Here is a 21,621-nt window from a genome sequence, read left to right as displayed (position 1 = left end):
AGCTCGATGAACCTGGCGGCCACGTTCGTCCCCAACACCCAAATCGCCCCACACCAGATTCAGGTGTTCCTGCTGCAGATCGGCCTGCTGCTGTTGCTCGCAACGGTGCTCGGCAGGCTCGCGGTCAAGCTGAACCTGTCGGCGGTCGTCGGTGAGCTGTTGGCCGGCGTGGTCTTGGGCCCATCCATACTCGGGCACGCCGCACCCGGCATCCAGCATTGGCTCTTCCCAGCGCAGACCGAGCAGGCGCACCTGCTCGACGTCGTCGGCCAGGTCGGCGTGCTGCTGCTGGTCGGAATCACCGGCGCGCACCTCGACCTGAAGAGCCTCCGCCGGCGTGGCGCCACCGCGGTGAAGGTCAGCCTTGCCGGTCTGCTCGTCCCGCTGGCGCTCGGCATCGGCGTCGCATTCCTGCTGCCCGCCACCATGATGGCCGGCTCAACCACGCGGCCGACGTTCGCGATGTTCCTCGGCGTCGCCATGTGCGTCAGCGCCATCCCGGTGATCGCCAAGACGCTGGCCGACCTGAACCTCACCCACCGCGACACCGGCCAGCTCATTCTGACCGCCGGCATGGTGGACGACGCGGTCGGCTGGTTCCTGCTCTCCGTCGTGTCCGCGATGGCCGTGGGCGGCGTGCACGGCTGGAAAGTCACCCTGTCCGTCGGCTTGCTGATCGCCTTCGTCGTGCTCGCCGCGCTCGCGGGCCGCCCGCTGGTGCGCCGGGCGTTCCGGCTCGCGGGACGCAGCAGCGACTCCGGCGCGTCCGTGGTCACCGCCGTCCTGGTGATCATCGCCGGCGCCTCGATCACCCAGTCGCTCGGCCTCGAGGCGGTCTTCGGCGCGTTCGTCGCCGGCGTGCTCGTCGGCGCCCCCGGCGCCGGGGAGCCCGCCCGGCTGGCCTCGTTGCGCACCAGCGTGATGTGGGTGTTCGCGCCGATATTCCTGGCAACCGCGGGCCTGCGGATGGATCTGACCGCACTGGCCAACCCGTCGGTGGCGTCGGCCGCCGTGGTCGTATTGGCCATCGCGATCATCGGCAAGTTCGCCGGCGCCTACATCGGCGCCCGCAGCTCCCGGCTCACCCGGCGTGAGGGCCTGGCGCTCGGCGCCGGCATGAACGCCCGTGGTGTGGTCGAGGTCGTCGTCGCACTGGTCGGCCTGCGGCTCGGCGTGATCAGCAGCGCCACCTACACGGCGATCGTGCTGGTCGCGATTATCACCTCGCTGATGGCCCCACCCCTGCTGCGCCGGGCGATGGCCGGGGTCGACGCCAACGCCGAGGAGCGACTGCGCGAGGCCGCGCAGTCCAAGTGGCTGGAGCCGGCAAAGCAGGCTCAGGGCAAGGACTGAGGGGACCTCAACCCTGTGTGTCGTGGGAGGGGCAGCTAGATCTGCCGAACGCGGGTGAAGCGGTGCAGCAGCCAGGCCAACGGGATCGTCAGCACCATCGTCGCGACAAACAGGTACAGCATCGAGCCGGTGTAAACGTGGGCGCGAACGATGTAGACCATGGCGAACTCCATGGTGATCAGGTGGATCAGAAAGATCTCGTAGGAGATCTCTCCCAGCCAGACCATCGGCCGGGTCGCCAGCAGCCGCCAATACCAGCCCTGATCCCCCAGGGCCAGTGGCGCCACCGTGAGCGCGGCGATCACCGCGTAGAAGCAGGTCTTGAACAGGGCCTCGCTCAGCGTCGCCGGCGAGGTGGTCGGCGCGCCGGCGATGGGCGTCGAGACGATGAAATAGCAGACGACGGCCAGCGGTATGGCCACGAAGGCGTAACCGCGGACACCCATCGCCTGCAGGACGGCCAAAATCATCCCGGCGAGGAACCAGGCCAGGTAGGTCGGCAGCCACAGCCGCGCGCCGTCGGGAAACCAGTGGTCGGTGTGGACCAGGACCAGCCAGGCCGGGCTGACCAACGTCAACCCGGCCAACGCACCCAGCACGAGCCGGGGCTGCCAGCGCCGGCGGCAGAGGACCACCAACAGCAGGTATGCCAGCAGCGGCAGCAGCACGTAGAACGACGCCTCCACCGCGAGGCTCCACATCTGGGTCAGCCCCTGATGCAGGTACTTACCCAGGTACCCGTTGCAGTAGATCTGGGTCAGCGTCAGGTTGCGCACCAGTCCCAGCCACGTGTGCCCGGGGTTGGGTCCCGCCTGCCGGAAGTGGTAAAGCACGTACGCGAACAGCACGGTGATGACGTAGGCCGGCATGATGCGCCGAACCCGGTGCCACGCATAGCGACTCAGCGACGGCGGTGGCGCTCCGGTGGCGGCGGATTTCAGCCACGGACGGAACAGCAGGAAGCCGGACAACACGAAGAACATCGGCACGCCGATCTCCATGCGGGAGCCGACCAGGCCCCAATAGCCGTGGGTGTACTTGCCGGTGCTGTAGGCCGCGTGCGTGCCGACGACGAGCAGGGCGGCGACGGCGCGTATTCCGGTCAGCGACGCCACCCGGTCGACGTGGGCGGTCTGCTCGAGCCCGCCCTGGGCGTCTTGTTCTTCGGACAGGGTCATCCGGGGTGTTTCCTGCGCGGCTTCCCGCCGTCACGGCCGCGCGGCTTGGTCGCCGACCGATCCGGCTGAAGGTTGATCAGCACCCCGGAGATGCGGGTGCGCTCGAGCTTCTTCAGCGTCGACGGGGACAGTTTGGCCGGCAGCTCCACCAGCGAGAAGTCCGGGCCGATGGCGATGTGCCCGAAATCGCTGCGATGCAGGCCGCCCTCGTTGGCGATCGCGCCCACGATCGCGCCCGGGCCGACCTTGTGCCGTTTACCCACCGCGATGCGGTAGGTAGTGAAAGACCTTGTGTGCCTGGGCCGTTCGGGACGCTCGCGATGTTCGACGTGCCGCTCGCGCCGCTCGCGCGGCGGCTCGGGCGCCATCAGGAACTCTTCGCCGTCGCGGGAGTGCAGCGCCAGCGCGGCCGCGATGTCGGCCAACGGGACATCGTGCTCGCGCTCATAGTCCTCGACCAGCTTGCGGAACAGGTCGATCCCCGGACGGCCCAGCGCGGCGGTGATGGAATCGGCGAACTTGGCCACCCGCTGGGCGTTGACGTCCTCGACGGTGGGCAACTCCGCCTCGGTGAGCGTTTGCCGCGTCGCCTTCTCGATCGCCTTGAGCAGGTGGCGCTCCCGCGGCGAAACGAACAGCAGCGCGGTCCCCGAACGCCCGGCCCGGCCGGTGCGGCCGATGCGGTGCACGTAGGACTCGGTGTCGTGCGGGATGTCGTAGTTGAGCACATGCGATATGCGCTCCACGTCGAGCCCGCGCGCGGCCACATCGGTGGCGACCAGGATGTCGATGCCGCCGTCCTTCAGCGCGGCGACGGTCCGTTCCCGCTGCCCCTGGGGGATGTCACCGTTGATGGCCGCCGCGGAAAAACCTCGGGCCCTGAGCTTTTCCGCCACTTCCTCGGTGGCCTGCTTGGTCCGGACGAACACGATCATCGCCTCGAACGGCTCCACCTCGAGGACGCGGGTCAGCGCGTCCATTTTGCGGGGCCCGGCGACCTGGATGTAGCGCTGCGAAATGTTCTCCGCGGTGGCGGTTTTGGCCTTGGAGGTGACCTCGAACGGGTCGTGCAGGTACTTGGTGGTCAGCTTGCGGATCGCGGGCGGCATGGTCGCCGAGAAGAGGGCGACCTGCTTGTACTCGGGGGTGTCGGCCAGGATGCGTTCGACGTCCTCGGCGAAGCCCATGGTGAGCATCTCGTCGGCCTCGTCGAGCACCAGGTAGTCCACCCGCGACAGGTCCAGCGTCCCGCGTTCGAGATGGTCGATGACCCGGCCCGGGGTCCCCACCACCACCTGCGCGCCGCGTCTCAGGCCGGCCAGCTGCACGCTGTACGACGAGCCGCCGTAGATCGGCAGCACGTTGACCTTCGGCAGATGGGCCCCGTAGCGGCTGAACGCCTCGGCCACCTGCAGGGCCAGCTCCCGGGTGGGCGCCAGCACCAGCGCCTGGGTCGCGGTGCTGGTGACGTCGATCTTGGACAGGATCGGGATCGCGAACGCCGCCGTCTTGCCGGTGCCGGTCTGCGCCAGCCCGACGACGTCCGAGCCCGCCATCAGCGCCGGGATGGTGGCGGCCTGGATGCCCGTCGGTGACTCGTAACCCACGTCGGCGATCGCCCGCAGGACCGAGGGGTGGATCTGCAGGTCGGCAAACGTCGGAGAGGCAGCCTCGGGCGAGCTGTCCGGAGTGGTCATCGCCAGGGAGTCTAGTGGTGATCGCGCGCGCAGCGGTGGGGGAACCGCCCGCTTGCCAGGGCCTGAGCGCTGCGGGTCCGTGATCATGAGCACAGCCCGGCCCGGCCGTGCCTGTCACACCTGCGCGCGCGATTTCGGTACGGTGCCCGATGTGTGGTCGCTACCCCGCCGTACCGAGCCACTGACCGGCTCCGCCGCCGTCGCGTTGGTCGCCATGACGTTGACCGGCTGTGGGTCGGGGGACTCCACGGTCGCGAAGACGCCGCAGGCTGCGACGACCACCGAGACCCCGTCCATCACCGCACCGGCCCTGCCCTCCGGCGCCGCCGCGCCCGGCAGCAGTGCCCCGCCGGCCGACCCGTGCGCGGTCAACCTCGCCTCGCCCACCATCGCGAAGGTGGTCTCCGAGCTGCCGCGCGATCCGCGCAGCCAGCAAGGCTGGAACCCGGAGCCGCTGGCCGGCAACTACAACCAGTGCGCCCAGCTGTCGGCGGTGATCATTAAGGCCAACACCAACGCCGCCAACCCCACCACCCGGGCGGTGCTGTTCCACCTCGGGCAGTTCATCCCGCAAGGGGTCCCCGACACCTACGGGTTCAACGGCGTCGACGCGGCGCAGACCACCGGCGACACGGTGGCGCTGACCTACCCCAGCGGCATCAGCGGGTTGACCACCGATGTGCGGTTCCACTGGAACGGCAACGGCGTCGAGCTGATCGGTAACGCCCCGGGCCGCTAGCCGGAACCGTCTTTGCGTCGGTCCCCTCCCCTACAGTTGCTGCTGTGTTCGTCACCGGCGACAGCATCGTGTACAGCGCGTCGGATCTGGCCGCGGCGGCCGGCTGCGAGTACGCGCTGCTGCGCGATTTCGACGCGAAGCTGGGCTGGGGCCCCGCCGCCCCGGCCGAGGACGACCTGCTCGAGCGGACCGCGGCCCTCGGAAATGACCACGAGCGACGCGAACTGGACCGGCTGCGCGGCGAGTTCGGCAGCGGCGTCGCGGTCATCGGCCGCCCGGCCTACACGCCCGCAGGCTTCGCGGCGGCCAGCGAAGCGACCCGGCGCGCCATCGCGGGCGGCGCACCCGTGGTGTATCAGGCGGCGATGTTCGACGGCCGCTTCGTCGGCTTCGCCGACTTCCTGGTTCGAGATGACGAGCAGTACCGGGTCGTCGACACCAAGCTGGCCCGTTCGGCCAATGTCACCGCGCTGTTGCAGCTCGCCGCCTACGCCGACGCGCTGGCCGCCTCGGGGGTCCCGGTGGCGCCCGAGGCCGAACTGCACCTGGGCGACGGGACCGCCGCCCGCTACCGCGTCCGCGAGCTCATCCCGGTCTACCGCTCCCAGCGCGCGCGACTGCAGCGGCTCCTCGATGAGCACCACGCCGGCGGCACCGCGGTCCGCTGGGACGACGAGGGCGTCGACGCCTGTCTCCGTTGTGCGTTGTGCACCGAGCAGCTACGCGCCGCCAACGACCTGCTGCTGGTCGCCGGCATGCGGGTGGGCCAGCGGGACAAGCTGATCGACGCCGGGATCACCACGGTGCCCGCACTGGCGGGGCATGCCGGTCCCGTGCCGGACCTCGCACCCGCCGCGGTCGGCAAGCTGACCGCCCAAGCGAAGCTCCAGGTCCGCCAACGTGAAACCGGCACACCGCTTTTCGAGATCGTCGACCCCCAGCCGCTGACGCTGCTGCCCGAACCGGACCCTGGCGACCTGTTCTTCGACTTCGAGGGCGACCCGCTGTGGACGGTCGACGGGAAGGACTGGGGTCTGGAATACCTGTTCGGGGTCCTGGAGGCCGGGCCCGCCGGCGCGTTCCGCCCGCTGTGGGCGCACAACCGGGTGGACGAGCGCAAGGCCCTCGGCGATTTCCTGACCATGGTCGCCAAGCGCCGCAAGCGCCGGCCCAACATGCACATCTACCACTACGCGCCGTACGAGAAGACCGCGTTGCTGCGGCTCGCCGGCCGCTACGGCGTCGGCGAGGATCAGGTCGACGAACTGCTGCGCACCGGAACGCTGGTCGACCTCTACCCCTTGGTGCGCAAGAGCATTCGCGTGGGCGCGGAGTCGTTCAGCCTCAAGGCGCTCGAACCGCTCTACATGGGCGCGCAGCTGCGGGCCGGCGACGTCACCACCGCCACCGGTTCGATCACCTCCTACGCCCGCTATTGCGACCTGCAGGCCGACGGCCGCGGCGATGAAGCCGCCTCCGTGCTCAAGGAGATCGAGGACTACAACCACTACGACTGCCGCTCGACCCAGGAGCTGCGCAACTGGTTGATGTTGCGGGCCTACGAATCCGGCGTGGTACCGGTCGGCGCCCAGCCCGTCCGGGACGGCAACACCGTCGAAGACCGTGACCAGCTGGCGGTGGCCTTGTCGACGTTCACCGGTGACGCGGCCGTCGGTCAGCGCACGCCGGAGCAGACGGCCGTGGCGTTGCTGGCCGCCGCGCGCGGCTACCACCGGCGCGAGGACAAACCGTTCTGGTGGGCGCACTTCGACCGCCTCAACTTCCCCGTCGAAGAGTGGGCGGACGACACCGACGTCTTCATCGCCGAGCACGCGTCGGTGAGCGTGGACTGGAACGTCCCGCCCCGCGCTCGCAAGCCGCAGCGACGGGTGCGACTGCGGGGCGGGTTGGCGCGCGGCGAGTTGATGGCCGACGTCTTCGCGCTCTATGACCCCCCGGCCCCGCCCGGGATGTCCGACGATCCCGATCGGCGGGCGGCCGGACGCGCCAGGGTGGTCGAGACCGACGATCCGGCGCTGCCCACCGAGGTGACCATCGTCGAACGAGTGGGCAACGACGGCAAGCCATTTCATCAGCTGCCGTTCGCCCTCACCCCCGGACCGCCGATCCCCACGACCGCACTGCGGGAGTCGATCGAGGCCTCCGCCGCCGCCGTCGCGACCGGCTTGCCGCAGCTGCCCCGCAGCGCGGTCGTGGACATCCTGCTGCGCCGCGCGCCGCGCACCCGCAGCGGCGACGCGCTGCCCCGTGGCGCCGACGCGGTCTCCGACATCGCCGCCGCCGTGCTGGATCTGGACTCCTCCTACCTGGCGGTGCATGGGCCGCCGGGCACCGGCAAGACGCACACCGCCGCCCGCGTCATCCAGCGGCTGGTAACCGACCACGGCTGGCGCATCGGCGTGGTGGCGCAATCGCATGCCACGGTGGAGAACCTGCTGGACTGCGTCATCGACGCCGGGCTGGACCCGGCGCGAGTCGCGAAGAAACGTAACGACCACGGCGCGCCGCGCTGGCGGGAGGTCGACGGCAGCGGTTACACCGCGTTCATCGCCGACACCGCGGGTTGCGTGGTGGGCGGGACGGCGTGGGATTTCGCCAACGCCAACCGGATACCGCCGGGCAGCCTCGACCTATTGGTGATCGACGAGGCGGGCCAGTTCTGTCTGGCGAACACCATTGCGGTCGCGCCCGCGGCCGCCAGCCTGGTGCTGCTCGGCGACCCTCAACAGCTGCCGCAGGTCAGCCAGGGAACCCATCCCGACCCGGTCGACACGTCGGCGCTCGACTGGCTGGTGGACGGCCAGCGCACCCTGCCCGACGAACGCGGCTACTTCCTGGACCGCTCGTACCGCATGCACCCGGCGGTCTGCGCCGCGGTCTCGGCGCTGTCCTACGAGGGCAGGCTGCATTCCCACGAGTGCGCCGCCGCCCGGCACCTCGCCGGATACCGGCCCGGCGTTCAGACGCTCGTCGTCGGACACCACGGCAACTCGACGGAGAGCCTTCAGGAGGCCGACGCGATCGCCGTGGAGATCGGTCGCATGCTCGGCGCGCCGTGGACCGACGAGCACGGTACCCGGCCGCTGACCGCCTCCGACGTGTTGGTGCTGGCGCCTTACAACGCCCAGGTGGCGCTGCTGCGCCGACGGCTGACCGCGGCGGGGCTCGGCGGGATCCGGGTGGGGACGGTCGACAAGTTCCAGGGCGGGCAGGCGCCGGTCGTGTTCATGTCGATGACGGCATCTTCCGCGGACGTGGTACCGCGCGGGATTTCGTTCCTGCTCAACAGGAACCGCCTCAACGTCGCCATCAGCCGGGCCCAATACGCGGCCGTCATCGTGCGTTCGGGGTCGCTGACCGAGTACCTGCCCACCACCCCCGCGGGCCTGACCGACCTGGGCGCGTTTCTGGCGTTGACCGAGCCGACCTGACGGCCGGCGCCGGCCCGCCCTAGCTGCCGGACGAGTGGCGGCCGCCGCCAATCGGGTCATCATCGGGATCGCGGCGGTGACGCCGGCCTCCCGCCGAACCGTTCTGCTGCCGTTCCGCCGGCGGCGCGAGCCGATCCCGCGGCGCGGACCGGTAGGCGCGCTCCGAGTGGTCGGTGACCGGGCGCAAGCGCCGGCCGGTGTCGACATGAGATCCGTTGTGCGCGTGTCCGATCGGTCCGGTCCCCACGTCGACGGGCGCCGGCTGGGCGACCCGACCCGGGGGCTCGCGGCTGTCGCGCGCGTAGGCCGCGCGCGGCGCGGACACCGGCTCGGGTTCCGGTTCGCGCACGAGGATGCATTCGACGTACGCGTCGTCGTCATACTCGTCATCGTCGTCGATCGCGTCGATCGCCTCGGGCGGCCCGTCGGCCCTGGCCGACGGCGCGAACCCGACCAAGAACAGGGCGGCCACGATCCCGAACAGCGCGATGAACGCGGGCAGCAGCACCGACTGCGACATGGCGGCCGCGAACGGGTCGCGCAGGAATCCGGGCAATTGCAGGCCGGCGCGCGCCGCGCCGCCGACGCCTTCCGACGGCTGCGGCGGCATCTCGGCGCCGATCCGTGCCGTCATGAACGCGGCCATGCCCGCGCTTCCGAGCACGGCGCCGAGCTGTCGGACGGAGTTGTACACGGCCGAGCCCGCACCCGCCAGGCGTGGCGGCAGGTTGCGCGTCGCGGTGGCGGTCAGCGGCGACCACACGAACGCCATCCCGACGCCCGTCGCGAAGAACGGCAACACCAGCCGCCAGATGGGCGTCCCCGGCGCCATCTCGAAGCTGAGCCAGGTCAGCGCGATCGCCAGCACCGAGAAGCCGAAACCCAGGACCGGCCGGGGATGGTATTTGTCGACCATCCTGCCGACGAACGGCGCGAACACGCCGTTGGCGATCGCCATCGGCGCGATCAGCAGGGCCGAACGCGTCGGCGACAGCCCGCACACGGCCTGCGCATAGAACGTCAGCGGCAGCATCATCCCCGTTGCGGCGAACGAGATGATGGCCACCCCGGCGTTGCACAGGCCGAAATCACGGTCACGGAATATCGCCAGGGGAACCAGCGGCTCGTCGGTGTTCATCGACTGCCAGAACACGAATACCGTCATGAACCCGATGCCGGCGACGATCATCGCCCAGATCCAGGGTTCCCAGCGCGCAGCCTGGCCCTGCTGCAGCCCGAACACGATCAGGAACATGCCCGCCCCGGACAGCACGACGCCGGCCACGTCGAACCGGTGTGACTGCGTGGGTAACACCGGGACGAGCCAGTACGCCAGCGCCAGTCCGAGCACGCCGATCGGGACGTTGACGAAGAAGATCCACTCCCACCCCAGCCCGTCGACCAGCACGCCGCCGACCAGCGGGCCCACCAGGCTGGCCGCCCCCGCGGTGGCGCCCCACAGGCTCACCGCGACACCGCGCCGCTCCGGCGGGAAGATCCGGGTGATGGTCGACAAGGTCTGCGGGGTGAGGAGCCCGGCGCCGACACCCTGGACGACCCGGGCGGAGATCAGCATGGCGGCGCTGCCCGACAGCCCGCACCAGACCGAGGCGACGGTGAACACCACCAGGCCGATCAGGTACAGATTCTTGGGGCCGAACCGGTCACCGAGCCGACCGGCCACCAGCAGCACGACCGCATAGCCCAGCAGGTAGGCGCTGGTCACCCACACCACGGTGTCGTAGCCGATGTGCAGCCTGGTCATGATCGTCGGGTTCGCGATGGCGACGATGGTCGAGTCGACCATGATCATGAAGAAGCCGATCATCATCGCCCAGAGGGCGTTCCAGGGCTTCTGGGAATGCGGCGAATTCTGGGTGAGGAAGTTCCACCGGTTGGTGACGTGCGCCGGGCCCCGCATCCCGCCGGCCGACGGAGGCGTCACCGCGGTCATCTGCCCACCTCGTTTCCGCTCCGACGATGCGCGACCGCACCGCCCCGGTCTCATCGACCGGCCCGGACCGTCACGACATCCAGCCTGCATTATTGCCGCTGCGGAAACCGGGGGCGGGCACGGATCCGATCCTGGGTACACCAGGCGGAAGGCTTCGTGTCCGGTCGGTGTTCGGCAGCGGGCACGTTAGCCTGGTAGCACGCCATTCGCAGGAGAGGCAAGATGCGGGCCCGACGGAAGCGGTCTTCGAACCGATTTTTCAGCATGTCGCATGCGGATCAGGAGCCGCCCACCGACGGCCGGCCCAAGGTGTCCGCGCGGGCATTGGCCCAGGTCATCGAGCGAAGCTCGCGGATCCAGGGCCCGGCGGCCGAGGCCTACGTGTCCCGGCTGCGCAACGCCCACCCGAGCAGCACCCCCGCCGACGTCCTGGCCAAGCTGCAGAAGCGGTATGTCGGCACGGTCACGGCCAGCGGCATGGCGGTGGGCGCGGCGGCGACCATCCCCGGCATCGGCACCCTGAGCGCGCTGTCCGCTGCCGCCGCTGAGACGGTGACGTTCCTGGAAGCCACCGCGTTCTTCGTCCTGGCGGTCGCGGTGGTGCACGACGTCCCCGCCGAACACCGGGAACGGCGCCGGGCGCTGGTGCTGTCCGTGCTGGTCGGCGACAACAGCAAGGACGCGGTCGCCCAGCTGTTCGGCCCCGCGCGCACCAACGGCGGCTGGATCTCCGAGAGCGTGGCAGCCGTGCCGCTGTCCTCGATGTCGCGGCTGAACTCGCGGCTGCTCAAGTCGTGGGTCAAGCGGTACACCCTGCGCCGCGGCGCCCTGATGTTCGGCAAGCTGCTGCCGGTGGGCATCGGGATCGTCGTCGGGGCGGTCGGCAACTATTTCGCCGGCAAGAAGATCGTCGGCAACGCCAACCGGGCGTTCGGCACCCCTCCGGCGCGCTGGCCCCGCGCCCTGCACGTGGTGCCGCCGTTCCACGAAGCCGGCTAGCGAACCGCCAGCCCAGCTACCCCCGTCTGCCTGGCGAATCGCCGGCGAAAGGTTAGCCTTTATAGGGCGGATAGGTTGAGCATCGACACCGATGTGACGTGCTCCACAATCCGGGGTCGACAAACGCACAGGCGCCACGCACCAGCTGCTTAAAGCGCTTGCAGGACAGAGGAATTGAGGCGAACGGCGGTCGTGAGCAACATAAGTTCACCATTCGGGCAAAACGAGTGGCTGGTCGAGGAGATGTACCGCAAGTTCCGCGACGACCCCTCGTCGGTCGATCCGAGCTGGCACGAGTTCCTGGTCGACTACAACCCCGAGCCGTCCGGCGAATCGCCCTCGAGCGCCACCGCCACCGCTGACGGCCGGGCCGCCGCGCAGGCAAAGGCGGCGCCGGCCGCCCAGCCGTCCCCCCAGCCCGCCCAGCCCGCCCAGCCCGCCCCGCCCGCCAAGCCCGCCGCCGGAAACGGCGCCCCGGCCCCCACGGCGGCGCCGGCCAAAGCCAAGGCCCCGACTCCCTCGCCGGCCGAAGGCGACGAGTTGCAGACGCTGCGCGGCGCCGCGGCCGCGGTCGTCAAGAACATGTCCGCCTCGCTGGACGTGCCGACCGCCACCAGCGTCCGCGCGATTCCGGCCAAACTGCTCATCGACAACCGGATCGTCATCAACAACCAGCTCAAGCGCACCCGCGGCGGCAAGATCTCCTTCACCCACCTGCTGGGTTACGCGCTGGTGCAGGCTGTCAAGCAATTCCCCAACATGAATCGGCACTACGCCGAGATCGACGGCAAGCCGACGGCGGTCACCCCGGCGCACACCAACCTGGGCCTGGCCATCGACCTGCAGGGCAAAGACGGCAAGCGCTCGCTGGTGGTGGCCGGCATCAAGGCCTGCGAAACCATGCGGTTCGCGCAGTTCGTCACCGCCTACGAGGACATCGTCCGCCGCGCCCGCGACGGCAAGCTGACCGCCGAAGACTTTGCGGGCGTGACCATTTCGCTGACCAATCCCGGCACCATCGGCACCGTGCACTCGGTGCCGCGGCTGATGAACGGCCAGGGCGCCATCATCGGTGTCGGCGCCATGGAATACCCCGCCGAGTTCCAGGGCGCCAGCGAGGAACGCATCGCGGAACTGGGCATCGGCAAGCTGATCACGCTGACCTCCACCTATGACCACCGCATCATCCAGGGCGCGGAATCCGGCGACTTCCTGCGCACCATCCACGAGATGCTGTTGTCGGACGCGTTCTGGGACGACATCTTCCGTGAACTGGGCAACCCGTACCTGCCGGTGCGGTGGAGCACCGACAACCCGGACTCGATCGTCGACAAGACCGCCCGGGTGATGGAGTTGATCGCCGCCTACCGCAACCGCGGCCACCTGATGGCCGACATCGACCCGCTGCGGATGGACGGCAGCCGATTCCGCAGCCACCCCGACCTGGAGATCCTCAACCACGGCCTGACGCTGTGGGACCTCGACCGGGTGTTCAAGGTCAACGGCTTCGCCGGCTGCGAATACAAGAAGCTGCGCGACGTGCTGGGCCTGCTGCGCGACGCCTACTGCCGCCACATCGGGGTGGAATACACCCACATCCTCGAGCCCTCGCAGCAGGAGTGGCTGCAGCAGCGCGTCGAGACCAAGCACGTCAAGCCCACGGTGGCCGAGCAGAAGTTCATCCTGAGTAAGCTCAACGCCGCCGAGGCGTTCGAGACCTTCCTGCAAACCAAATACGTTGGGCAGAAACGCTTTTCGCTGGAAGGCGCGGAAAGCGTGATCCCGATGATGGACGCGGCGATCGACCAGTGCGCCGAGCACGGCCTCGACGAAGTGGTCATCGGGATGCCGCACCGCGGCCGGCTCAACGTCCTGGCCAACATCGTCGGAAAGCCGTACTCCCAGATCTTTTCCGAGTTCGAGGGCAACCTCAACCCGTCGCAGGCCCACGGCTCCGGGGACGTCAAGTACCACCTCGGCGCCACCGGCGTGTACCTGCAGATGTTCGGCGACAACGACATTCAGGTCTCGTTGACCGCCAACCCCTCGCACCTCGAGGCCGTGGACCCGGTGCTCGAGGGCCTGGTCCGGGCCAAGCAGGACCTGCTGAACCACGGCGCCCACGACGACGGGGGCGAGAAGGCCTTCTCGGTGGTGCCGATGATGATGCACGGTGACGCCGCCTTCGCCGGCCAGGGCATCGTCGCCGAGACGCTCAACATGGCGGACCTGCCCGGTTACCGGGTCGGCGGCACCATCCACATCATCGTCAACAACCAGATCGGCTTCACCACCGCACCGGAGTATTCGCGATCCAGCGAGTACTGCACCGACGTCGCCAAGATGATCGGGGCGCCGATCTTCCACGTCAACGGCGACGACCCCGAGGCCTGCGTGTGGGTGGCGAAGCTGGCCGTCGACTTCCGGCAGAAGTTCAAGAAGGACGTCGTCATCGACATGCTGTGCTACCGCAAGCGCGGCCACAACGAGGGCGACGACCCGTCGATGACCAACCCCGCGATGTACGACGTCGTCGACATCAAGCGCGGGGTCCGCAAGAGCTACACCGAAGCGCTGATCGGCCGCGGCGACATCTCGCTGAAGGAGGCCGAGGACGCGCTGCGCGACTACCAGGGGCAGCTGGAGCGGGTGTTCAACGAGGTCCGGGACCTGGAGAAGCACGGCGTGCAGCCCAGCGCATCGGTCGAAGCCGACCAGATGCTGCCCGCGGGCCTGTCCACGGCCGTGGACAAGGCGTTGCTGTCCCGGATCGGGGACGCGTTCCTCGCCGTGCCCGAGGGTTTCAGCCCACACCCCCGCGTGCAACCCGTGCTGGAAAAGCGGCGGGAGATGGCCTACGAGGGCAAGATCGACTGGGCGTTCGGCGAGCTGCTGGCGCTCGGTTCGCTGGTGGCCGAGGGCAAGCTGGTCCGGCTGTCGGGCCAGGACACCCGCCGCGGCACCTTCTCCCAGCGGCATTCGGTGATCATCGACCGCCACACCGGCGAAGAGTTCACGCCGCTGCAACTGCTGGCGACCAACCCCGACGGCACGCCCACCGGGGGCAAGTTCCTGGTCTACGACTCCCCGCTGTCCGAGTACGCCGCCGTCGGCTTCGAATACGGCTACACCGTGGGTAACCCGGACGCCCTGGTGCTGTGGGAGGCGCAGTTCGGCGACTTCGTCAACGGCGCGCAGTCGATCATCGACGAGTTCATCAGCTCCGGCGAGGCCAAATGGGGCCAGCTGTCCAACGTGGTGCTGCTGCTGCCGCACGGCCACGAAGGCCAGGGCCCCGACCACACCTCCGGCCGCATCGAACGCTTCCTGCAGCTGTGGGCGGAGGGTTCGATGACGATCGCGATGCCGTCGACGCCGTCCAACTATTTCCACCTGCTGCGCCGCCACGCCCTCGACGGGGTGCAGCGGCCGCTGATCGTGTTCACGCCGAAGTCGATGCTGCGCAACAAGGCCGCCGTCAGCGACGTCAGGGACTTCACCGAGATCAAGTTCCGCTCGGTGCTCGAGGAGCCGACCTACGAGGACGGCATCGGGGACCGGAGCAAGGTCAGGCGGATCCTGCTGACCAGCGGGAAGATCTACTACGAGCTGGTGGCGCGCAAGGCCAAGGACAACCGCGACGACGTCGCGATCGTGCGCATCGAGCAGCTCGCCCCGCTGCCCAAGCGCCGGCTCAACGAGACGCTGGACCGCTACCCCAGCGCCGAGGAGTTCTTCTGGGTGCAGGAGGAGCCGGCCAACCAGGGCGCGTGGCCGCGGTTCGGCCTCGAGCTCCCGGAGCTGCTGCCCGACAAGCTGACCGGACTCAAGCGCATCTCGCGGCGGGCCATGTCGGCCCCGTCGTCGGGTTCGTCGAAGGTGCACGCGGTCGAGCAGCAGGAGATCCTCGACACGGCGTTCCGCTGATCGCGTCGCCCCACCCACCGATACGGGGGACCGCCGGTACCGGCTAGCCTCGACGCAACGGGGGCCGACAGGGAAGGGTGCTCATGCAAGGGTTCGCCGGCAAGGTCGCCGTGGTGACGGGCGCGGGTTCGGGTATCGGGCAGGCGCTGGCCATCGAATTGGGGCGCTCGGGCGCCAAGGTGGCGATCAGCGACGTCGACGTCGAGGGCCTGGCGGAAACCGAGGCCAAGCTGAAGGCGATCGGAGCCGAGGTCAAGGCGGACCGGCTCGACGTGACCGAGCGCGAGGCGTTTCTCGCCTACGCCGACGCGGTCCGCGACCACTTCGGCAAGGTGAACCAGATCTACAACAACGCGGGCATCGCGTTCACCGGCGACGTCGAAGTCAGCCAGTTCAAGGACATCGAACGGGTGATGGACGTCGACTTCTGGGGCGTGGTCAACGGCACCAAGGCGTTCCTGCCCCACCTGATCGCCTCCGGCGACGGGCATGTGATCAACGTCTCCAGCGTGTTCGGGCTCTTCTCGGTGCCCGGTCAGGCGGCCTACAACTCCGCCAAGTTCGCGGTCCGCGGCTTCACCGAGGCGCTGCGGCAGGAGATGGTGGCGGCCGGCCACCCGGTGGCGGTGACCACGGTGCACCCGGGCGGCATCAAGACCGCGATCGCCCGCAACGCCACGGCCGCCGAGGGGCTCGACCAGGCCGAACTGGCCAGCCTGTTCGACAAACGGCTGGCCAGGACCAGCCCGCAACGGGCCGCCCAGATCATCCTCGAGGCGGTGCGCAAGAAGAAGGCCCGGGTGCTGGTCGGCACGGACGCCAAGGTGTTGGACGCCCTGGTGCGGCTGACGGGCCCGGGATATCAGCAGCTGTTCGGGCCCGTGATGGGCCGCCTGATGCCCAAGCCGTGACGCGCCGTAGCGGTAATCGCGCGTAACGGATAGCCTCAACGCGGTCATGCTGCCACAAGGGAGTACCAATGCATGAGTTCGCCGGCAAGGTCGCCGTCGTCACCGGCGCGGGTTCGGGGATCGGCCAGGCATTGGCCCTGGAACTGGGCCGCGAGGGCGCCAAGGTCGCGATCAGCGACGTCGACATCGAGGGACTGGCCGAGACGGAGGCACAGTTGACGGCGATCGGCGCCGAGGTCAAAGCCGACCGGCTCGACGTGACCGAGCGCGAGGCGTTCCTGGCCTACGCCGACGCCGTCCACGAGCACTTCGGCCGGGTCAACCAGATCTACAACAACGCGGGCATCACGTTCGTCGGCTCCATCGAGGACAGCCGGTTCAAGGACCTCGAGCGGGTGATGGACGTCGACTATTGGGGCGTCGTAAATGGCACCAAGGCGTTCCTGCCCCACCTGATCGCCTCCGGCGACGGCCACGTCATCAACATCTCCAGCGCGCTCGGCCTGTTCTCGGCCCCCGGGCAGGCGGCATACGTTTCGGCCAAGTTCGCCGTTCGCGGTTTCACCGAGGCGCTGCGACAGGAGATGGTGCTGGCCGGCCACCCGGTGCGGGTGACGACGGTGCACCCCGGTGGGGTCAAGACCGGCTTCGCCCGCAACGCCGTCTTCGCCGACGGCCTCGACCAGGACGGCCTGGCGGAACTGTTCGAGGAGCAACAGGCCAAGACCACCCCGCAGCGGGCGGCCCAGGTCATCCTGGGCGCCGTTGCCAAGAACAAGGCCCGCGTGCTCGTCGGCCCCGACGTCAAGGCCATGGACCTGGTGGTGCGGCTGACGGGTTCGAGACCCGAGCGGCTGCTGGGCGGGCCCATCATGAGCCGGGTGCAGCAGCTGGTGCACAAGCTCATGCCCAAACGCTGACGCCGGTCGATCAGCGCGGGAATCGCGCGAAAAGAGCCGGGGTCCGTTGGCCCTGAGGGTTCACCGCCCCAGCGGATGCTCCGCCAGCCACCCGCCGGCTACCGCCTGCGGGTCGGCCCCACCGCCCACCTGGCGGCGCATGCCTGCCAGAGCGGCCGTGTCCAGCACGCCGGCGACTTCGTTGATGGCCAGCAGCTGGCGATCGCTCAGCGCGTTGCGCCGATACAGCGGCACCACGTTCTCGGCCCGGATCAGTGCCGGCTTGCCGTCGGCGAGCGCGACCAGGTCGGCGGGCAGCCCGGGGTCGGCGGTGGTCGTCCAGCCCGCCGTCAGCTGCCCGCCCCGCACCGCGGCGAACATGGTTGTCTCAGCGGGGAATTCGCGCGGCGTCGGGAGCCCGCACGTGCCCACCGTCGAGGGGGCCGGACGCCCGGTGACGGCGCCGACGACCAGGCCGGCGCAGTGTTTGGGCAGCGTGCTCAAGTCCGCGCTGACGTCACTGCCACCCCACGCCCCGGCGGTGGACCCGGTCACCAGCAGCACGGGTTTGTCTTCTGCCGCCGTCGTGTAGTCGCCCGCGGCGACGCCCTCGGGCAGCGCGGCCACCATCGCGCGGTAGACCGCCGCGTCGGACAACGCCACCGCGCCGGGCTGCAGGCTCTGCAGCTCGCGCCCGGTCAGGGTCGGGACGACGGTGAACGCGCCCGAGTCCAGGCGCGCCATCGGATCGTCGGCCGTCTCGGCGTGCGCCGGGAAACCGTAGGACCGCAAGGCGGCCACGTACACGCCGGCCAGCAACGCCGACTCGGGATCCGCCGCGGAACCGACCACCAGTTCCGGACGCGGGCGGTGGTCGCCGGTGCCGCAGCCGGCCACCGCGAGGATGGCGGCGAGCAGCGACGCCGCCAGCCGGCCGGTTCTCACCCCGCGATGTCTGCGGGGTCTGCGGCCAGGGCGACCGCCGTGGCGACGGCATCCGCGACGCGCAGGTCCAGCGGGCTGGGGACGATCCGGTCGAAAGCCAGGTCGTCGCTGACGACCGAGAAGATCGCCTCGGCGGCGGCAACCATCATCTTCTCGGTGATCCGGCGCGCCCCGGCGTCGAGCGCCCCACGGAACACACCCGGGAAGGCCAGCACGTTGTTGATCTGATTGGGGAAGTCGCTGCGGCCGGTGGCCACCACCGCGGCGTACCGGGCCGCGACCTGCGGGTGGATCTCGGGGTCGGGGTTGGACAGCGCGAACACGATGGCGTCGGGCGCCATGGTGGCGATCATCTCCTCGGGCACCACCCCGCCCGACACCCCGAGGAACAGATCGGCGCCGCGCAGCGCTTCCGCCATGCTGCCCGTCAGACCGTCGGGGTTGGTGCGCTGGGCCAGCAGGCTCTTCACGCTGTTCATGTCGTCGCGCCCGGTGTGCAGAATCCCGCGCGAGTCCAGCACGGTGATGTCGGAAACACCCATCGCCAGCAGGAGGTTCGTGCACGCGACACCCGCCGCGCCGGCACCGGAGACCACCACCCGCAGCGAGGTCATGTCGCGGCCGAGCAACTTGGTGGCACCCATCAGCGCGGCCAGCGCGACGATCGCCGTCCCGTGCTGGTCGTCGTGCATCACGGGGCAGTCCAGCGCTTCGATGACGCGCCGTTCGATCTCGAAGCAGCGCGGCGCGGAAATGTCCTCGAGGTTGACGGCGCCGAACGTCGGGCGCAGCCGCACCAGGGTCTCGACGATCTCGTCGGGATCCTTGGTGTCCAGCACGATCGGGATCGCGTTCAGGCCGCCGAACGCCTGGAACAGGGCGCACTTGCCCTCCATCACCGGCAGCGAGGCCGCCGGGCCGATGTCACCCAGGCCCAGCACGGCGCTGCCGTCGCTGACCACGGCGACCAGGCGGTTCGCCCAGGTGTACCGGGCGGCCTGGCCGCGGTCGGCGGCGATCGCGCGACTGACCTGCGCCACACCCGGCGTGTAGGCGATGGACAGGGCGCGCTGGGTGTCCAGCGGGGCCGTCAGGCCTACCGAAAGCTTGCCGCCTACGTGTGCCTCGAAGATCTCCGCGTCGGTGATCGCACCGGCTTCGGCGCGCGTCTGTATCGATTCAACCAAGTCGGACACGCGCTTCAGGGTACTGACTACCGATTAGTAGGCCTAATGGTGATGTGCGTCTCACCGGCCACGCCCGCTGGGTCTCAGATGAGACCCAGCTCGGTGACCGCCTTGCGCTCGTCGGCCAGTTCGGCGGTAGTCTTGTCGATCCGGGCCCGGGAGAACTCGTTGATCTCCAGGCCGGTGACGATCTTCCAGTTGCCGTCCTTGGTGGTCACCGGGAACGACGAGATCAAGCCCTCGGGCACGCCGTAGGACCCATCGGAGATCACCGACATCGAGACCCAATCGCCGTCGGGCGAGCCCAGCAGCCAGTCCCTGGCGGCGTCGACGGTGGCCGACGCGGCCGAGGCGGCCGACGAAGCGCCGCGCGCGTCGATGACGGCGGCGCCGCGCTTGGCGACGGTCGGGATGAAGTCGTTCTCGATCCACGCCTCGTCGTTGACGACCTCGGCCGCGTTCTTGCCGTTGATCTCGGCGTGGAACAGGTCGGGGTACTGGGTGGCCGAGTGGTTACCCCAGATGGTCATCTTCTTGATGTCGGTGACCGCAACGCCGGTCTTCTTGGCCAGCTGCGAGATGGCCCGGTTGTGGTCCAGGCGGGTCAGCGCCGAGAACCGCTCCTTCGGGATGTCGGGCGCGTTGCTCATCGCGATCAGGCCGTTGGTGTTGGCCGGGTTACCGGTGGTCAGGACGCGGATGTCGTCGGCCGCCACCGAGTTGAGGGCCTTGCCCTGCGCGGTGAAGATCGCGCCGTTGGCCTCGAGCAGGTCGCTGCGCTCCATGCCCGGCCCGCGCGGCCGGGCGCCGACCAGCAGGGCGAGGTTGGCACCGTCGAAGATCTTGTTCGGATCCGAACCGGTCTCGATGCCGGCCAGCATCGGGAACGCGCAGTCGTCGAGCTCCATCACGACGCCCTCGAGCGCCTTGAGCGCCGGCTCGATCTCGAGCAGGCGCAGCTCGATCGGGCGATCGGGGCCCAGCAGCGAACCGCTCGCCAGGCGGAACAACAGGCTGTAGCCGATCTGGCCGGCGGCGCCGGTGACGGCAACCTTGAGAGGGCTTGCGCTCACGTCGAAATACTCCTTATGGAGATAGTCATGCAGGATCGGGTCTCGGCTCGAAACTAGCGCACCGGTCCTGGCCGCCTACCTCCGGTCCGACACCCGGCCTTCGCCCCGTCATCGGATCGTCGCGCTTCGGGAAACCGGGGCGCGTAGCATGGAGCACCGCCGGTCAGACCTGCGCTGCGATCGGAGGTGGATGTGTTCCAGGGTTTCGACGCCTTGCCCGAGGCTCTTCGGCCGCTCGCGCACGAGCCGCATCCCGTGCAACCCGATACCCGGCCGCGCTCCCCCGACGAGACCTTGGTCGACTGCGCCGTCTACGTCGAAGGCCACCGCCTGCCCGGGACATACAGCTACGCCATGGCCCTGGAAAAAGTGCGCCAGATCGAGATGCTCGGACACGAGGCTTTCGTCTGGATCGGCCTGCGCGAACCCGACCAGACCGAGATGCAGGAAGTCGCGGGCGTTTTCGGGATACATCCGCTGGCCGTCGAGGACGCCGTCTGCGCCCACCAGCGACCCAAGCTGGAACGCTTCGACGAGACGCTGTTCCTGGTGCTGAAGACGGTCGCGTATGTGCCGCACGAGTCGGTGGTGGCCGCCCGCCAGATCGTCGAGACCGGCGAGGTGATGGTTTTCGTCCGCAAGGACTTCGTGATCACCGTCCGCCACGGCGAGCACGGCGGGCTGTCCGATCTGCGCAAGCGGATGGAGGCCGACCCCGAGCAGCTGCGCCTGGGTCCGTACGCGGTGATGCACGCCATCGCCCACGAGGTGGTGACCCACTACCTCAAGGTGAGCCACCTGATCGAATCCGACATCGACAGCATCGAGGGTCTGGCGTTCGCCCCGGGCCACAAGCTCGACGTCGAACCGATCTACCTGCTCAAGCGTGAGGTCGTCGAACTGCGCCGGTGCGTCAACCCACTGTCCGGCGCGTTTCTGCGAATCCAGCAGGAGAACAAGGACTTGATCTCCAAAGAGGTGCGTCGCTACCTGCGCGACCTCGGCGACCACCATTCCGAGGTCGCCGAGCACATCGCCAGCTACGACGACATGCTCAACTCGCTGATCCAGGCCGCGCTGGCCCGCGTCGGAATGCAGCAGAACTCCGACATGCGCAAGATATCGGCCTGGGCCGGCATCATCGCGGTGCCGACCATGTTCGCGGGCATCTACGGCATGAACTTCGAGTTCATGCCCGAGCTGAAGTGGCACTGGGGGTACCCGGTGGTGGTCGCCATCATGATCACCGCCTGCCTGAGCCTGTACTTCAGCTTCCGACGACTCAACTGGCTCTGACGCAAGCAGGG

At 69.2% G+C, this 21,621-nt stretch carries 14 protein-coding genes; 8 read left to right on the top strand and 6 right to left on the bottom strand.

Going from position 1 to position 21,621, the window contains the following annotated elements; genetic code table 11:
* Positions 1–6 precede the first annotated feature (6 nt).
* Positions 7–1,353 (top strand): cation:proton antiporter, encoded by a 1,347-nt coding sequence (locus U8D42_RS03730; protein WP_322859185.1) that lies wholly within the window; start codon positions 7–9, stop codon positions 1,351–1,353.
* Between the two features lie 35 nt (positions 1,354–1,388).
* Here U8D42_RS03730 and U8D42_RS03725 read toward each other — a convergent pair whose 3' ends face one another.
* Complete coding sequence (locus tag U8D42_RS03725) at positions 1,389–2,531, bottom strand: acyltransferase family protein (RefSeq protein WP_085241567.1); 1,143 nt, start codon at positions 2,529–2,531, stop codon at positions 1,389–1,391.
* Entirely contained in the window at positions 2,528–4,228 is a 1,701-nt protein-coding gene (locus tag U8D42_RS03720; protein WP_090421042.1) for a DEAD/DEAH box helicase, read from the bottom strand. The genes U8D42_RS03725 and U8D42_RS03720 overlap by 4 nt, the downstream gene beginning before the upstream one ends.
* 142 nt (positions 4,229–4,370) lie before the next feature.
* Here U8D42_RS03720 and U8D42_RS03715 point away from each other — a divergent pair, with 142 nt between their 5' ends.
* A complete protein-coding gene (locus U8D42_RS03715) occupies positions 4,371–4,967 on the top strand; it encodes an LppP/LprE family lipoprotein (protein WP_322859480.1) in 597 nt (198 codons plus the stop codon).
* A 44-nt stretch (positions 4,968–5,011) separates the two neighbouring features.
* Positions 5,012–8,419 (top strand): TM0106 family RecB-like putative nuclease, encoded by a 3,408-nt coding sequence (locus U8D42_RS03710; protein WP_322859186.1) that lies wholly within the window; start codon positions 5,012–5,014, stop codon positions 8,417–8,419.
* Between the two features lie 19 nt (positions 8,420–8,438).
* Here U8D42_RS03710 and U8D42_RS03705 read toward each other — a convergent pair whose 3' ends face one another.
* On the bottom strand, positions 8,439–10,373 hold the full coding sequence (locus U8D42_RS03705) for an MFS transporter (protein WP_322859187.1): 1,935 nt from the start codon (positions 10,371–10,373) through the stop codon (positions 8,439–8,441).
* Positions 10,374–10,595: 222 nt separating this feature from the next.
* On the opposite strand from U8D42_RS03705, the gene U8D42_RS03700 reads away from it, so the two are divergent.
* From U8D42_RS03700 to U8D42_RS03685, 4 genes are all read left to right on the top strand, one after another.
* Positions 10,596–11,372, top strand: coding sequence for a hypothetical protein (locus U8D42_RS03700; protein ID WP_322859188.1), 777 nt, complete (start codon positions 10,596–10,598; stop codon positions 11,370–11,372).
* A 192-nt stretch (positions 11,373–11,564) separates the two neighbouring features.
* Positions 11,565–15,299: a multifunctional oxoglutarate decarboxylase/oxoglutarate dehydrogenase thiamine pyrophosphate-binding subunit/dihydrolipoyllysine-residue succinyltransferase subunit gene (locus U8D42_RS03695; protein WP_322859189.1), complete on the top strand. Its 3,735-nt coding sequence runs from the start codon at positions 11,565–11,567 to the stop codon at positions 15,297–15,299.
* 83 nt (positions 15,300–15,382) lie between these two features.
* Positions 15,383–16,210: an SDR family NAD(P)-dependent oxidoreductase gene (locus tag U8D42_RS03690; RefSeq protein WP_090421053.1), complete on the top strand. Its 828-nt coding sequence runs from the start codon at positions 15,383–15,385 to the stop codon at positions 16,208–16,210.
* A 68-nt stretch (positions 16,211–16,278) separates the two neighbouring features.
* Positions 16,279–17,130, top strand: a complete 852-nt coding sequence (locus tag U8D42_RS03685) for an SDR family NAD(P)-dependent oxidoreductase (protein ID WP_322859190.1) — start codon at positions 16,279–16,281, stop codon at positions 17,128–17,130.
* Positions 17,131–17,190: 60 nt separating this feature from the next.
* On the opposite strand, the gene U8D42_RS03680 is transcribed toward U8D42_RS03685, so the two are convergent.
* The 3 genes from U8D42_RS03680 to U8D42_RS03670 all read right to left on the bottom strand — a co-directional run bounded on the left by U8D42_RS03680 (position 17,191) and on the right by U8D42_RS03670 (position 20,314).
* Complete coding sequence (locus U8D42_RS03680) at positions 17,191–18,054, bottom strand: glycine betaine ABC transporter substrate-binding protein (RefSeq protein ID WP_322859191.1); 864 nt, start codon at positions 18,052–18,054, stop codon at positions 17,191–17,193.
* Positions 18,051–19,250: an NAD(P)-dependent malic enzyme gene (locus tag U8D42_RS03675; RefSeq protein WP_085241576.1), complete on the bottom strand. Its 1,200-nt coding sequence runs from the start codon at positions 19,248–19,250 to the stop codon at positions 18,051–18,053. Before U8D42_RS03675 ends, U8D42_RS03680 begins: the two co-directional genes overlap by 4 nt.
* 74 nt (positions 19,251–19,324) lie before the next feature.
* Entirely contained in the window at positions 19,325–20,314 is a 990-nt protein-coding gene (locus U8D42_RS03670) for a malate dehydrogenase (protein ID WP_322859192.1), read from the bottom strand.
* Between the two features lie 192 nt (positions 20,315–20,506).
* Here U8D42_RS03670 and corA point away from each other — a divergent pair, with 192 nt between their 5' ends.
* Complete coding sequence (corA, locus tag U8D42_RS03665; RefSeq protein WP_322859193.1) at positions 20,507–21,610, top strand: magnesium/cobalt transporter CorA; 1,104 nt, start codon at positions 20,507–20,509, stop codon at positions 21,608–21,610.
* The last annotated feature ends 11 nt before the right edge of the window (positions 21,611–21,621 follow it).

Source organism: Mycobacterium europaeum (assembly GCF_034555895.2).
Classification (GTDB): Bacteria; Actinomycetota; Actinomycetes; order Mycobacteriales; family Mycobacteriaceae; genus Mycobacterium; species Mycobacterium europaeum.
Note: the sequence above shows the minus strand (reverse complement) of the source record. Positions and strands in the feature narration are given on the sequence as shown.